The 12,961-nt window shown below is 57.7% G+C and carries 14 protein-coding genes; 10 read left to right on the top strand and 4 right to left on the bottom strand.

All coding sequences use genetic code 11. From position 1 onward, the window contains the following. Nucleotide 1 precedes the first annotated feature (1 nt). On the bottom strand, nt 2-1,108 hold the full coding sequence (locus D8779_RS00930) for an ABC transporter ATP-binding protein (RefSeq protein WP_136662599.1): 1,107 nt from the start codon (nt 1,106-1,108) through the stop codon (nt 2-4). After that, nucleotides 1,105-2,025 carry an ornithine carbamoyltransferase gene (gene argF / locus D8779_RS00925; RefSeq protein WP_136662598.1) on the bottom strand — a complete coding sequence of 307 codons (921 nt, stop codon included), beginning with the start codon at nt 2,023-2,025 and terminating at the stop codon, nt 1,105-1,107. Before argF ends, D8779_RS00930 begins: the two co-directional genes overlap by 4 nt. Nucleotides 2,026-2,338: 313 nt before the next feature. Between argF and D8779_RS00920 the strand changes: the two genes are divergently transcribed. Both D8779_RS00920 and grxD read left to right on the top strand, forming a co-directional pair. Next, the gene (locus D8779_RS00920) at nt 2,339-4,447 is read left to right on the top strand and encodes a molybdopterin oxidoreductase family protein (protein WP_136662597.1); all 2,109 of its coding nucleotides are present in this window, start codon (nt 2,339-2,341) and stop codon (nt 4,445-4,447) included. Between the two features lie 118 nt (nt 4,448-4,565). Further along, nucleotides 4,566-4,892, top strand: a complete 327-nt coding sequence (grxD, locus tag D8779_RS00915; RefSeq protein ID WP_136662596.1) for a Grx4 family monothiol glutaredoxin — start codon at nt 4,566-4,568, stop codon at nt 4,890-4,892. Nucleotides 4,893-4,962: 70 nt separating this feature from the next. Here the strand turns inward: grxD and bfr are convergent, their stop codons facing one another. Both bfr and D8779_RS00905 read right to left on the bottom strand, forming a co-directional pair. Next, nucleotides 4,963-5,433 carry a bacterioferritin gene (gene bfr / locus D8779_RS00910; protein ID WP_136662595.1) on the bottom strand — a complete coding sequence of 157 codons (471 nt, stop codon included), beginning with the start codon at nt 5,431-5,433 and terminating at the stop codon, nt 4,963-4,965. Between the two features lie 194 nt (nt 5,434-5,627). Further along, entirely contained in the window at nt 5,628-5,846 is a 219-nt protein-coding gene (locus D8779_RS00905) for a bacterioferritin-associated ferredoxin (protein ID WP_136662594.1), read from the bottom strand. A 451-nt stretch (nt 5,847-6,297) separates the two neighbouring features. Here D8779_RS00905 and flgB point away from each other — a divergent pair, with 451 nt between their 5' ends. From flgB to D8779_RS00865, 8 genes are all read left to right on the top strand, one after another. Next, nucleotides 6,298-6,705, top strand: coding sequence for a flagellar basal body rod protein FlgB (gene flgB / locus D8779_RS00900; protein ID WP_136662593.1), 408 nt, complete (start codon nt 6,298-6,300; stop codon nt 6,703-6,705). A gap of 15 nt (nt 6,706-6,720) precedes the next feature. After that, nucleotides 6,721-7,164, top strand: a complete 444-nt coding sequence (gene flgC, locus D8779_RS00895) for a flagellar basal body rod protein FlgC (RefSeq protein WP_136662592.1) — start codon at nt 6,721-6,723, stop codon at nt 7,162-7,164. Nucleotides 7,165-7,189: 25 nt separating this feature from the next. Next, nucleotides 7,190-7,858, top strand: coding sequence for a flagellar hook assembly protein FlgD (gene flgD / locus D8779_RS00890; RefSeq protein WP_136662591.1), 669 nt, complete (start codon nt 7,190-7,192; stop codon nt 7,856-7,858). A 43-nt stretch (nt 7,859-7,901) separates the two neighbouring features. Next, nucleotides 7,902-9,218 (top strand): flagellar hook protein FlgE, encoded by a 1,317-nt coding sequence (flgE, locus tag D8779_RS00885; RefSeq protein WP_136662590.1) that lies wholly within the window; start codon nt 7,902-7,904, stop codon nt 9,216-9,218. A 205-nt stretch (nt 9,219-9,423) separates the two neighbouring features. Beyond that, entirely contained in the window at nt 9,424-10,164 is a 741-nt protein-coding gene (locus D8779_RS00880; RefSeq protein ID WP_136662589.1) for a flagellar basal body rod protein FlgF, read from the top strand. Nucleotides 10,165-10,210: 46 nt separating this feature from the next. Continuing rightward, the gene (gene flgG, locus D8779_RS00875) at nt 10,211-10,996 is read left to right on the top strand and encodes a flagellar basal-body rod protein FlgG (protein ID WP_136662588.1); all 786 of its coding nucleotides are present in this window, start codon (nt 10,211-10,213) and stop codon (nt 10,994-10,996) included. A 124-nt stretch (nt 10,997-11,120) separates the two neighbouring features. Further along, nucleotides 11,121-11,840: a flagellar basal body L-ring protein FlgH gene (gene flgH / locus D8779_RS00870; protein ID WP_136662587.1), complete on the top strand. Its 720-nt coding sequence runs from the start codon at nt 11,121-11,123 to the stop codon at nt 11,838-11,840. 11 nt (nt 11,841-11,851) lie between these two features. Next, nucleotides 11,852-12,955: a flagellar basal body P-ring protein FlgI gene (locus D8779_RS00865; protein WP_136662586.1), complete on the top strand. Its 1,104-nt coding sequence runs from the start codon at nt 11,852-11,854 to the stop codon at nt 12,953-12,955. Nucleotides 12,956-12,961 lie beyond the last annotated feature (6 nt).

Raw genomic sequence — 12,961 nt, 5'->3', positions numbered from 1 at the left:
ATTAGGTGTCGCTGCTGTAGCGGCGCACACCCGATTCGCCCAGGTTGACCTGAGCGGCAATGCTGCCCGGCGCTGGGAATACCACCAGGTGGTCGGCAGCCACTCGAATACCGACCTGCTGACCCGGCTGGTGGTCGGCGTGGCTGGGGAAAATTGACTCCAGCTGGCTGCCGGTCGGTAACTGCAGGCGGTAGAGGGTGGCTGCGCCAAGGAAGGTCTTGCCGACGATCAGTGCCTTCTGCGTACTCTCAGGGTCATACACGATGTCATCTGGGCGCAGCAGCACATCCACTGCACTGCCGGTCGGCCAGGTGTAGGCGCGGTTACCGCGAATCAGCCCCAGTTCGGTTTGCACCGAGTCGGGGGTGAGCAATTGGCCGCGGATAAAGTAGCCCTGCCCGATAAAGCTGGCGACAAAGGGCGTCAGCGGCTCGTGGTAGAGATTGAAGGGCGTGTCCCATTGCTCCAACTTGCCTTCTTTGAACACACCGACGTGATCGCTGACGGCGAAAGCCTCTTCCTGATCATGGGTGACCAGAATGGCACTGGTGCCACGCGCCTTGAGAATGTCGCGCACCTCATGGCTTAAGCGTCGGCGCAACTCGCCATCCAGGTTGGAGAAGGGTTCGTCCAGCAGCAGCAGCTGCGGTTCGGGAGCCAGTGCGCGGGCCAGGGCTACACGCTGTTGCTGGCCGCCGGACAATTCGTGCGGATAGCGCTTGCCCAAATGGCCGAGCTTGACCAGTTCAAGCAGCTCGGCGGTGGTGCGTTCACAGTTCGGCTGCTTGCGGATACCGAAACCAATGTTCTCGGCCACGCTCAGGTGCGGGAACAGCGCGTAATCCTGGAACACCATGCCGATCCGGCGTTTCTCCGGGGCCAGGGTGTAGCCGGCTTTGGAAATAACCTGTTCAGCCAGCTGAATCTCGCCCTCCAGCACCGGCTCGAAACCGGCGATGGCGCGCAGTGTGGTGGTTTTGCCGCAGCCTGAAGGGCCAAGCAGGCAGCCGATATCGCCGGCATTGAGGTGCAGATTAAGCTGCTGCACCACCTTGTGCTCGTGGTAGCCGCAGCTTAGGTCACGCAGGTTGAGCAGTGGCTGGCTCATGCGTGGTGGTACGCCGGCTCAACCAGGAATTCGAGCAGTGCCTTCTGCGCGTGCAGACGGTTCTCCGCTTGGTCCCAGGCCGCCGCGCGAGGGTCGTCGAGCAGGTCTTCGCTGATTTCTTCACCACGGTGTGCCGGCAGGCAGTGCAGAAACAATACGTCTTCGGCGGCAGCATCGAGCAGAGCGCGTGTGACTTGATAAGGCTTGAATTGGCGCATGCGCTCGGCCGCCTCTTCTTCCTGGCCCATAGACGCCCAGACGTCGGTGCTCACCAGGTGCGCACCGACGACTGCTTCGCGTGGGTCGCGCACGATCTGCACGCGCTCACCGGCCAGTGCGAGGAGCTCGGCACTCGGCTCATAGCCTTCTGGGCACGCAACACGCAGTTGGAAGTCGAATTGGATGGCCGCTTCTATATAAGAGTTGCACATGTTGTTGCCGTCACCGACCCACACCACGGTTTTGCCTTTGATGCTGCCGCGCAGTTCTTGGAAGGTCTGCATGTCAGCCAGCAACTGGCAGGGGTGCAGGTCGTCGGACAGGCCGTTGATCACCGGCACACGTGAGTTGGCAGCAAATTCGGTCAGGGTGCTGTGGGCGAAGGTACGGATCATCACGGCATCAAGCATGCGTGACATGACGATGGCGGCATCACCAATCGGCTCACCCCGGCCTAATTGAGTGTCGCGCGGCGAAAGAAAGATGGCCTGGCCACCGAGCTGGATCATGCCGGCTTCGAACGACAGGCGGGTGCGGGTCGAGGCCTTCTCGAAAATCATGCCCAGCACGCGGTTCTTCAGCGGCTCGAACAGCACGCCGCGGTTGCGCAAGTCCTTCAGCTCCATGCCGCGGCGGATCAGGCTCACCAGTTCATCTGGTGTGCAGTCCATCAGCGAGAGAAAGTGTCTTGCGCTCATCGTTAACTACCTTTTTAACAGCTAGGGCGCAGGTTCAATGGCCTTGATAAATGAAAGAAACGGCAGAACCTACGGCTGGGAGGCCGCACCATGCGACGAAACGGGGAAGGCGCGATCTTATAAGCAAACGTCGATCAGGCGCAAACTGCCTGCTGCTTTCGGGGGGGCGTGGGGTTGGGTCGAGCGCCATCTATCGGTTGACCTGATGCCGCGCAATTCACGCAGCGAACCCTGCTGGCGCAGGGGGCAACCAGCCGCCATAGTCATGCCTTTACGGTGCCGCGCGCATCGAATCAAAATAAGAGGCCCGGCCATGACCAAGACCCTCCACCACCGTGCATGCCATCTCTGCGAAGCCATCTGTGGCCTGACCATTGAAACCGAAGTGCAGGACGACGGTTCGACGCAGATTCGTTCAATCAAGGGCGATGCTCAGGATACCTTCAGCCGTGGGCATATCTGCCCCAAGGCCGTGGCGCTGCAGGATATCCAGAGCGACCCCGATCGCTTGCGTCAACCCATGCGGCGGGTTGGTAATGAATGGCAGGCTATCGACTGGGATGACGCCTTCGAGCTGGTAGCCGAACGCCTGAACGCAATTCAGGCTGAGCATGGGCAGAACGCCGTGGCGGTGTATCAGGGCAACCCGAGCGTGCATAACTATGGCCTGATGACTCACAGCAATTATTTTCTCGGCCAGCTGAAAACCCGTAACCGCTATTCCGCCACCTCAGTCGACCAGCTGCCGCACCACTTGACCAGCCACTTGATGTACGGCCATGGCCTGCTGATTCCAATTCCGGACATCGACCACACCGATTTTATGCTGATCCTAGGCGGCAACCCGCTGGCCTCCAATGGCAGCATCATGACCGTGCCTGATGTAGAGAAACGCCTGAAAGCCATTCAGAAGCGCGGTGGCAGACTGGTGGTGGTCGACCCTCGGCGCAGTGAAACGGCGGCGATTGCTGATCAGCATGTGTTCGTGCGTCCCGGGCAGGATGCTGCGCTGCTATTCGGCCTGCTCAATACCCTGTTCGAGGAAAACCTCGGCCGCAGCAGCCACCTGTTGGTAGATGGGTTGGATGAGGTGCGCCAGGCGATTGCCGGCTTTACCGCCGAAGCGATGAGCCTGCGGTGCGGTGTACCCGCGCCAACGATTCGTCAATTGGCGCGCGACTTTGCTGCCGCCGAGTCGGCCGTGTGCTATGGGCGCATGGGCGTCTCCACTCAGGCCTTCGGTACGCTGTGCCAATGGCTGGTGCAGCTGATCAACCTGGTCAGCGGTAACCTTGATCGGGTCGGTGGTGTGCTTTGTACTGAGCCGGCAGTGGATTTGGTGGCATCGACCTCGGGTGGGCACTTCAACCGCTGGCAGAGCCGCGTGTCCGGCTTGCCGGAATACGGCGGCGAGTTGCCGGTGTCGGCTCTGGCCGAGGAAATGCTCAGCGAGGGTGAAGGGCAAGTACGGGCGCTGGTGACGGTGGCGGGTAACCCCGTGCTGTCCACACCCAATGGCCGACAGCTGGAGCAAGCGTTGGAGGGGTTGGAGTTTATGCTCAGCATCGACTTCTACATTAACGAAACCACCCGCTATGCCGACCTGATTCTGCCTCCGACCGGGCCGCTGGAGCATGACCACTACGACACCACCTTCAATATGTTCGCGGTGCGCAATGTCACTCGCTTCAATGAGGCGGTGCTGAGCAAGCCGACGGGCGCGCTGCATGACTGGGAAATCTTTATTGGGCTGGCCAAAGCATTTGTCGCCAAGACTGGGGCAGAGCTCAAACCGACCATGGCGCCTGAGCAAATGATCGACATGGGGCTGCGGTTGGGTGCATATGGCGACAAGTCATCGCACAAATTGTCCCTGGCGACGCTGCGCGAGCACCCGCATGGGCTTGATCTGGGGGCGCTTAAACCTAATTTGGCAAACCGTCTGAAAACTGCCAACAAGCAGGTCCAGGCCGCGCCTGCCGTGATCATGGCCGACCTGCAACGCTTTGCCGCACAGCCGACAGCCAAGGCCGGCGAGTTGTTGCTGATCGGCCGCCGCCACGTGCGTAGCAATAACTCCTGGATGCACAATTATCATCGCCTGGTCAAAGGCAAGCCGCGCCACCAGCTGCTGATGCACCCTGCGGATCTCAGCCAGCGCGGGCTGACGGATGGCCAGTTGGTGCGCGTGCGTTCGCGGGTCGGGATGATTGAAGTGGAAGTGGCGGCCAGTGAAGACATGATGGCCGGCGTGGTCAGCCTGCCGCACGGCTGGGGGCATGCCCGCCCGGGCGTGCAGATGAGCATCGCCAGTGAGCAACCCGGGGCCAGCGCCAATGACCTGACCGATGAGCGCCAGCTCGATGCGTTGTCCGGTAATGCGGCGCTTAATGGTGTGCCGGTTGAGGTCGAGGCGGCTTAATAGCGTAGCGCAACTGACGGACGCGGCAGGGAAGGCCGAGCATTACGCTCGGCTTTTCGCTACAATGGCGCCACCGTGCCGACCCGTGAGTCGGGTAAGTTAAGTCCTGAGGTGCCCAATGGATATCATCGAAACCATCAAAGAGCAGATCGCTAACAACACCGTTCTGCTGTACATGAAAGGCTCGCCAAACGCTCCGCAGTGCGGCTTTTCCTCCAAGGCTTCACAGGTAGTGATGGCGTGTGGTGAGAAGTTCGCCTACGTCGACATCCTGCAAAACCCAGAGATCCGTGCCAACCTGCCGAAATACGCCAACTGGCCAACCTTCCCGCAACTGTGGGTTGGCGGTGAATTGGTAGGCGGCAGTGACATCCTGGCGGAAATGTTCGACAAGGGTGAGCTGCAGACCCTGATCAAAGACGCCATGCAGAAAGCTGACGCCTAATCGGCAACTGCATAAACAACAAACCCCGCCAAGTGCGGGGTTTGTTGTTTATGGCGTGAGCGTTTCTGCCTTATTCGTCCATCTGCGACTGCAGGTAATTCTGCAGGCCAACCGCTTCGAGCAAGCTGAGCTGGGTTTCCAGCCAGTCGATGTGCTCTTCTTCCGAGCAGAGAATTTCTTCAAGCAGATCGCGGCTGGCGTAGTCGCCGATGGTTTCGCAGTAAGCGATCGCCGCTTTCAGATCGACATGGGCTTTGTGCTCAATCTTCAGGTCGCACTCAAGCATTTCCTTGGTGTTCTCACCAATCAGGATCTTGCCGAGGTCTTGCAGGTTAGGCAGGCCTTCGAGGAAGAGAATGCGCTTGATCAGCTTGTCCGCATGCTTCATCTCGTCGATGGACTCGTGATACTCATGCTCGCCGAGTTTTTTCAGGCCCCAATCTTGATACATGCGCGCATGCAGGAAGTACTGGTTGATTGCGACCAGCTCGTTACCGAGGATCTTGTTCAGATGCTGGATGACTTTCTTGTCGCCTTTCATGTTCGTGTCTGCCATGCGGGGGGATTAGCCCCAAATTCTGGGCCGATGATTTTCGACTGTCAAACCTAAGTGTTTGAATTCAAAGTTAAAATTAATGCTAATGAGAGCGCTTAAGTTCTGCATCTTGGCAGTAACCCATTGAATTACAGGCATAAAAAAACCGGACGTGAAGTCCGGTTTTTTTATGCACTCGATCAGGCTGCCACAAAATTTACCGGGTAGGCCATGGCCGCTTGGCTGCTTTGCATGTCGCTCAATGTGTCGCGCACCACTTGTTTGGCCAGGCATGCGCATTTACCGCATTGGCTGGCAACACCCAGAGTGGCGCGCACATCGCGGTAGCTGCAGCAGCCTTCGTAGATGGCTTCGCGGATCTGGCCGTCAGTTACACCTTCGCAGAGACAGACATACATGATGAGGGCTCGTGGTGGGGCAATTAAGATGCATGGATACTAATGTTAATGAGAATGCTTGTCAAAGCTGTGTGTGATTGACTGATAGGCGGTGGGTATTTGCATGCTGGTTCGGTTGTTTGTTGGTGGTGTGCCAGTTACTCAGCCGAATGTGTCGAGCTCGCTCGTAGAGCGGGGAGTTGGGACAAAATTGTTAGCGCCGTGAAAGCCAAATATTACGCGGCTGTTTTGCTCTCAGGGCTCTGCGCGCCAGTGCCGGCAGGAGCGGCAAGGGTAAGCGCAAGATTGCCGCTTGTCCTTGCAAAGGCGGAAAACGCTTGCCGCTTTGCCGCAGCTCTCGACTTATTTTTTATTCAACCTGTTGAAATATAAGTAAAAATTAAAATGGCACACGCCTTGCTTATGGTCTTGCACGGAAAACAGTAACGCTAACCGGCAAAGGTTTCTGACCATGAGCATCAGTTTCGATCGGGCACTCGGCATTCATGAACAAGCACTGGGCTTTCGCACTCAGCGTGCCGAGGTGCTGGCCAACAACATCGCTAACGCCGACACGCCACATTACAAAGCGCGTGACCTGCAATTCGCGAATGTGCTGGCTGAGCAGAGCGCTAAAAGCCAGCGTGGCCCGGTTAGCCTGAACCGTACGAACAGTCAGCATATCCCTGCCGATGGTGTGATGAGCAGTGACGCTAGCCTGGCGTACCGCACGCCGATGAGCCCCTCGATTGATCAGAACACCGTTGACCTGCAGATCGAGCAGTCCAATTACGCGGAAAACTCGGTGCAGTTCCAGGCCAGTTTCACCCTGCTCAACAGCAAATTCAAAGGGCTGGTCAGCGCCCTGCGCGGCGATTAATAGGAGTCTGATGCCATGTCACTTGCCAGTGTTTTCAACATCGCCGGAATGGGAATGAGCGCCCAGAGCACTCGCCTGAACACCATTTCTAGCAACATCGCCAACGCCGAGACCGTCTCATCGAGTATTGATCAGACTTACCGCGCACGGCATCCGGTGTTCGCCACCGTGTACCAGTCGGCGCAGGAAGGTGATCGCGGCTCGCTGTTTGCTGATCAGGACAATGCCGGTGTGGGTGTACAGGTGCTAGGCGTGGTTGAGGATCAGAGCAGCCTGATGCCGCGCTATGAGCCGAACCACCCTGCGGCCGATGCCGGTGGCTACGTGTATTACCCCAATGTGAACGTGGTTGAGGAAATGGCCGACATGATTTCTGCCAGTCGGGCTTTCCAGACCAACACCGAAATGATGAACACCGCCAAGCAGATGATGCAGCGCGTATTGACCCTGGGTCAGTAAGCCACCGGATAAGGAGCGCATACCTATGAGTACTGTTGGCGATGTCAGCGGCACGGCCCTGGACCAGTACCAGATTAAAAATGAGCGCAGTACCAATAAAGACCTTGGTAAGAACGAGTTCTTGAACCTGTTGGTGGCGCAGCTGAATAACCAGAACCCGCTTGAGCCTCAGAGTAACGGCGAGTTTATCGCCCAGCTGGCGCAGTTCAGCCAAGTTGAGGGGATCGAGAAGTTGAATACCAGCATGGGCTCTCTGCTGACGGGTTATCAGTCATCCCAAGCGCTGCAGGCGTCATCGCTAGTCGGGCGCAAGGTGATCATTCCGAGTGAGAAGGCGGTGGTCGATACCAGCGAGAGCTTCAAGGCTAGCCTGGTGTTGCCGGCCAGTAGCAGCAATGTCTACGTGAATATCTATGACAAGGCCGGCTCTGCAGTGAGCCGGGTCAACCTGGGTGAGCAGGCGGCCGGTAATGTCAGCTTTATCTGGGATGGCAAGGACTCCAGCGGCAATCTGTTGCCACCCGGCACCTACAAGTTTGAGGCGCAGGCCTCTTATGCCGAAGGCACCAAAGGGCTCTACACCATGTTGCCGGCCAACGTTGACAGCGTGACCTTGGGCGGCAGCGAGTTGATGTTGAATCTGGCGGGGCTCGGCAGTGTGCCGATGTCGCAAGTACAGGTTATCGGTCAGTAACTAACAGGTTTTAGTCGCCGGCTCTCCGGCAAAGGAGTCTTCCATGGGTTTCAATATCGGTCTCAGTGGCCTGCGTGCCGCGACCAGCGACCTCAACGTGACGGGTAACAACATTGCTAACGCAGGCACGGTCGGCTTCAAACAGTCGCGTGCCGAGTTTGCCGATGTCTATTCAGCCTCCGTACTGGGGTCCGGTTCTAATTCGCAAGGCAGTGGTGTGTTGCTGGCTGACGTCTCGCAGCTGTTTAACCAAGGGAATATCAATAACACGCAGAATGGATTGGACTTGGCGATCAACGGCAATGGTTTCTTTCAGACCAGTAACAATGGTGAGGTGAGCTACACCCGTGCTGGCTACTTCGGTACCGACCGCGACGGCTTTATGGTCAATAACTTTGGCTACAAACTGCAGGGTTATTCGGTGGATGCCAACAACAACCTGCAGAATGGTGTGATCAGCGACCTGCAAATCCAGACCGCCAGTCAGGCGCCGTTGCCGACCAGCAATCTGGATCAAACCTTTAATCTAAATTCGACCAACTTGGTGCCGACTACGGTGCCATTCAATCCGGCTGACCCCACGTCCTATAACTCCTCGACGTCAACCAACATCTATGACAGTCAGGGTAACTCGCATGTGTTTACCCAGTACTTTCTCAAAACTGGACCAAACAATTGGCAGATGAATGTGTTGATCGATGGGCGCAACCCGGATGATCCGACGCTGACCACGCCATCATCGGTTCCTCTACAGTTCACCACGGCGGGTCAATTGGACGTGCCTGCGCTGATCGCATCAGCGCCCACCGGCTTTACTGTGGGCGCTGATGGCACGATTGACCTGACGACTTGGGTGCCAGCCGCGCCGGATACCTCTATTCCTCCGGTGTGGTCTGGCAATGGTGCGAATGCCAGTGCCACTGGTGTGAATATCGATCTGCGTCAGTCCACTCAGTTTGCCAGCACGTTTGCGGTCAACAGGGTGAGTCAGGATGGCTACACCACGGGTCAGTTGGCCGGCCTGGAGATTGATGATACCGGGGTAATCTTTGCCCGCTACACCAATGGTCAGTCGAATATTCAAGGGCAGGTGGTGTTGGCCAGCTTCGCCAACGTGCAGGGGCTGACCCCGGTAGGTAAGACCGCCTGGGTGCAGTCGTTCCAATCCGGCGAGCCTGTGGTCGGTACGCCGCGCAGCGGCACCCTGGGAGCTTTGCAGTCCGGCGCACTGGAAGACTCCAACGTTGAGCTATCAGATCAGTTGGTTAATCTGATCGTTGCCCAGCGTAACTACCAGGCCAACGCCAAAACCATCGAGACTGAAAGTGCGGTGACCCAGACCATTATCAACCTGCGTTGATAAGCCAGGCCGTGATAGGCAAGTACCTGTCGTAGGCGGCAAAAGTACGCCACGTCAGTATTTTAAAGGCTCCTCCTGGAGCCTTTTTTATTATTTAAAAATCATATTTATCAAGTGCTTGTGATTGTTTTTCGAATGTTGGCGCAGACCTTGCTTTATAGCCTGTATAGAGCAGCGGGCGGCAAGCCCAACTCGGAGAATGACCATGGACAAGATGCTGTACGTTTCCATGACTGGTGCCCACAACAACACCCTGGCCCAGCGTGCCCACGCCAACAACCTGGCGAATATTTCCACTAACGGCTTTCGCCGGGATTTCGAGCAAGCGCGGTCCATGCCGATTTTCGGTGACGGTTTACCGTCGCGGGTTTATGCCATGAGCGAGCGCCCCGGCACTGACTTCACGCCAGGCTCGATGCAAGAAACCGGTCGCGATCTGGATGTGGCTGTTGGTGGCAAAGGCTGGCTGGCTGTGCAGGCCCCCGATGGCAGCGAAGCCTATGTGCGTACCGCCAGTTTGAACGTCGATGCACTCGGCGTCTTGCGGACCGGCAATGGCTTGCCGGTGATGGGCAATGCCGGGCCGATTGCAGTGCCGCCCGAGCAGAAAATCGAAATCGGCAAGGATGGCACCATCAGCATCCGCGCCCTGGGCGAGGCCCCCAACGTGCTGGCCGAGGTTGACCGCCTGAAGCTGGTCAACCCGGACTTAAAGCAGATGGAGAAGGGCACCGACGGGATGATTCGCTTCAAAGGTCAAGGGCCTGTGCAGGCGGACGCCAACATGGAAGTCACCTCCGGTTTTCTTGAGTCGAGCAACGTCAACGCCGTGGAAGAGATGACCGCGATTCTCTCCCTGTCTCGCCAATTCGAATTGCAAGTGAAGATGATGCGCACCGCTGAAGACAATTCAGCGGCCATGGCGCGCGTCTTGCAAATGACCTAATTATCAGCACGCGGCGTCGTTAAACCGACGCCCGAGGAGAATCGATATGCTTCCGGCACTGTGGGTCAGCAAGACGGGTCTGTCCGCTCAGGACATGAACCTGACCACTATTTCCAACAACCTGGCCAACGTCTCGACCACTGGCTTCAAACGTGATCGCGCCGAGTTCGAGGATCTGCTGTACCAGATCCGTCGTCAGCCTGGCGGCCAGTCCAGCCAGGACAGCCAGCTGCCAACAGGTTTGCAGCTGGGTACCGGTGTGCGCGTGGTGGGTACGCAAAAGATTTTCACCGCTGGCAGCCTGCAAACCACCGAGCAGCCGCTGGATATGGCGATCAACGGCCGGGGCTTCTTTCAGGTGTTGCTGCCTGATGGCACCGTGTCTTATAGCCGTGACGGTAGCTTCCACCTCAATTCCGATGGCCAGGTGGTGACCTCTAGCGGTTATGCCCTGGAGCCGGCCATTGTGCTGCCTAACGAGGTGCGCACCTTTACCGTGGGCGAGGACGGTACCGTGTCGGTCACGACCTCCGGCAACCCGCAGCCACAGATCGTCGGCAATCTTCAGACCGCCGATTTCATCAACCCTGCGGGGCTGGAAGCGATCGGCAACAACCTGTTTCTGGAAACCGCCTCCAGCGGCGCGCCGCAAGTCGGCACCCCTGGTTTGAATGGCTTGGGTCCCACGCTGCAAAACACCTTGGAAAACTCCAACGTCAGTGTGGTTGAAGAGTTGGTCAACATGATCACTACCCAGCGCGCTTATGAAATGAACTCAAAGGTCATTTCCACCGCTGACCAGATGCTCGGCTTTATTTCACAGAATCTTTGATGAGTAAGGCTGGCTAGTCGCGTTGCGGCTGGTGCGGTCAGGGTTACAGCAAGGAATCGCTTGAACGGGTACTGGTGGATACGGATGACTCGATCCACCCCAGGCAACACATGAGGTAGTAAATATGAACCGTCTGATCATCATAAGTGCACTGCTTGGCCCGCTGGCTTTGAGCGGCTGCATGGCGCCCACGGCTAAGCCGGACGATCCTTATTTCGCCCCTGTAATGCCGCGTACACCGCTGCCCGCCGCGCAAAACAATGGTTCGATCTACCAAGCCGGCTTCGATAACGGTTTGTTTGGTGACCGTAAGGCTCATCGGGTAGGTGACATCATTACCATTACCCTGAATGAGCGGACCCAGGCCAGCAAGAACAGCAACAGCAAAATCAGCAAAGACAGTTCTGCCAATCTCGGCGTGCCTAACCTATTTGGTATGACTGTGGCGCCGAATAATCCGCTGGCCTCGCTCGGCGCGCTGGGTATGACCAATGACACCCTTGGCCTGGATGCCAGCTTCGATGCCGCGCGCTCGGCTGATGGTTCTGGCGCTGCCGGGCAGAGCAACAGCCTGACCGGTTCGATCACTGTGTCGGTCGCCGAAGTGATGCCCAATGGCATTCTGCTGGTGCGCGGTGAAAAGTGGATGACCCTCAATACCGGCGATGAGCTGGTGCGTATTGCCGGCTTGGTACGTTCTGATGACGTTGCCACCGACAACACCGTCTCTTCGACCCGCATCGCCGATGCACGCATCACCTACTCGGGGACCGGCGCCTTTGCCGATGCTTCCCAGCCGGGCTGGATGAGCCGTTTCTTTGTTAGCCCTATGTGGCCGTTTTGAGGATGGCCACCATGACGTTTAGCAAATACCTGATCGCTACAGCTGTGATGTTGTTGGCTTCGCTGGCCCAGGCCGAACGGCTCAAGGACCTGGCCAGCATCCAGGGTGTGCGCAGCAACCAATTGATCGGCTATGGCTTGGTCGTGGGCCTCAATGGCAGTGGTGACCAGACCACCCAAACGCCTTTCACCGTGCAGACGTTCAACAACATGATGGCGCAGTTCGGCATTAAGGTGCCGGCTGGTGGCAACGTGCAGCTGAAGAACGTCGCGGCTGTGTCCATTCATGCCGATCTGCCAGCGTTCGCTAAGCCGGGGCAGACCATCGACATCACGGTGTCCTCCATCGGTAACGCTAAGAGCCTGCGTGGCGGCAGTTTGCTGATGACGCCACTCAAAGGTATCGACGGTAACGTTTATGCCATTGCCCAAGGCAACTTGGTGGTGGGCGGATTTGACGCCGAAGGCGGCGACGGCTCGCGGATTACCGTCAACGTGCCATCGGCGGGTCGTATCCCTGGCGGCGCGACGGTTGAGCGGCCGGTGCCCAGTGGTTTCGATCAGGGTAACAGCCTGACCCTGAACCTTAATCGGCCGGATTTCACCACCGCCAAGAACATCGTTGATCACATCAACGAGCTGCTCGGTCCAGGCGTGGCCCAGGCCGTGGATGGTGGTTCGATTCGCGTCAGTGCGCCGCTCGATCCGGGTCAGCGGGTGGACTACTTATCGATTCTGGAAAACCTCGAAGTCGAGATCGGTCAAGCCGTAGCCAAGGTCATCATCAATTCGCGCACCGGCACCATCGTGATTGGCCAGAACGTGCGCGTGCAGCCTGCCGCTGTGACCCACGGTAGCTTGACGGTGACCATTACCGAAGATCCGATTGTCAGCCAGCCCGAAGCGCTGTCCGGCGGTCAGACGGCAGTGGTACCGCGCTCGCGGGTCAATGCCGACGAAGAGGCCAAGCCGATGTTTAAGTTCGGTCCTGGTACCACGCTGGATGAAATCGTCCGCGCGGTGAATCAAGTGGGCGCGTCGCCTTCCGACCTTATGGCCATCCTGGAGGCGCTGAAACAAGCCGGCGCTCTGCAGGCTGATCTGATCGTCATTTAAAGGGAG

It is taken from the genome of Pseudomonas leptonychotis (genome assembly GCF_004920405.1).
GTDB classification, from domain to species: domain Bacteria; phylum Pseudomonadota; class Gammaproteobacteria; order Pseudomonadales; family Pseudomonadaceae; genus Aquipseudomonas; species Aquipseudomonas leptonychotis.
The sequence above is the reverse complement of the archived record's forward strand: the minus strand, read 5'-3'. Positions and strand labels throughout refer to the sequence as shown.

Bases quoted from the DNA above. Each gene is read 5' to 3' on its own strand.
- flgC (WP_136662592.1), top strand. From the start codon at position 6,721: ATGTCACTTGCCAGTGTTTTCAACATCGCCGGAATGGGAATGAGCGCC.
- D8779_RS00905 (WP_136662594.1), bottom strand. From the start codon at position 5,846: ATGTATGTCTGTCTCTGCGAAGGTGTAACTGACGGCCAGATCCGCGAA.
- flgH (WP_136662587.1), top strand. From the start codon at position 11,121: ATGAACCGTCTGATCATCATAAGTGCACTGCTTGGCCCGCTGGCTTTG.
- flgD (WP_136662591.1), top strand. From the start codon at position 7,190: ATGAGTACTGTTGGCGATGTCAGCGGCACGGCCCTGGACCAGTACCAG.
- flgG (WP_136662588.1), top strand. From the start codon at position 10,211: ATGCTTCCGGCACTGTGGGTCAGCAAGACGGGTCTGTCCGCTCAGGAC.
- D8779_RS00930 (WP_136662599.1), bottom strand. From the start codon at position 1,108: ATGAGCCAGCCACTGCTCAACCTGCGTGACCTAAGCTGCGGCTACCAC.
- flgB (WP_136662593.1), top strand. From the start codon at position 6,298: ATGAGCATCAGTTTCGATCGGGCACTCGGCATTCATGAACAAGCACTG.
- D8779_RS00920 (WP_136662597.1), top strand. From the start codon at position 2,339: ATGACCAAGACCCTCCACCACCGTGCATGCCATCTCTGCGAAGCCATC.
- D8779_RS00865 (WP_136662586.1), top strand. From the start codon at position 11,852: ATGACGTTTAGCAAATACCTGATCGCTACAGCTGTGATGTTGTTGGCT.
- bfr (WP_136662595.1), bottom strand. From the start codon at position 5,433: ATGAAAGGCGACAAGAAAGTCATCCAGCATCTGAACAAGATCCTCGGT.
- D8779_RS00880 (WP_136662589.1), top strand. From the start codon at position 9,424: ATGGACAAGATGCTGTACGTTTCCATGACTGGTGCCCACAACAACACC.
- flgE (WP_136662590.1), top strand. From the start codon at position 7,902: ATGGGTTTCAATATCGGTCTCAGTGGCCTGCGTGCCGCGACCAGCGAC.
- argF (WP_136662598.1), bottom strand. From the start codon at position 2,025: ATGAGCGCAAGACACTTTCTCTCGCTGATGGACTGCACACCAGATGAA.
- grxD (WP_136662596.1), top strand. From the start codon at position 4,566: ATGGATATCATCGAAACCATCAAAGAGCAGATCGCTAACAACACCGTT.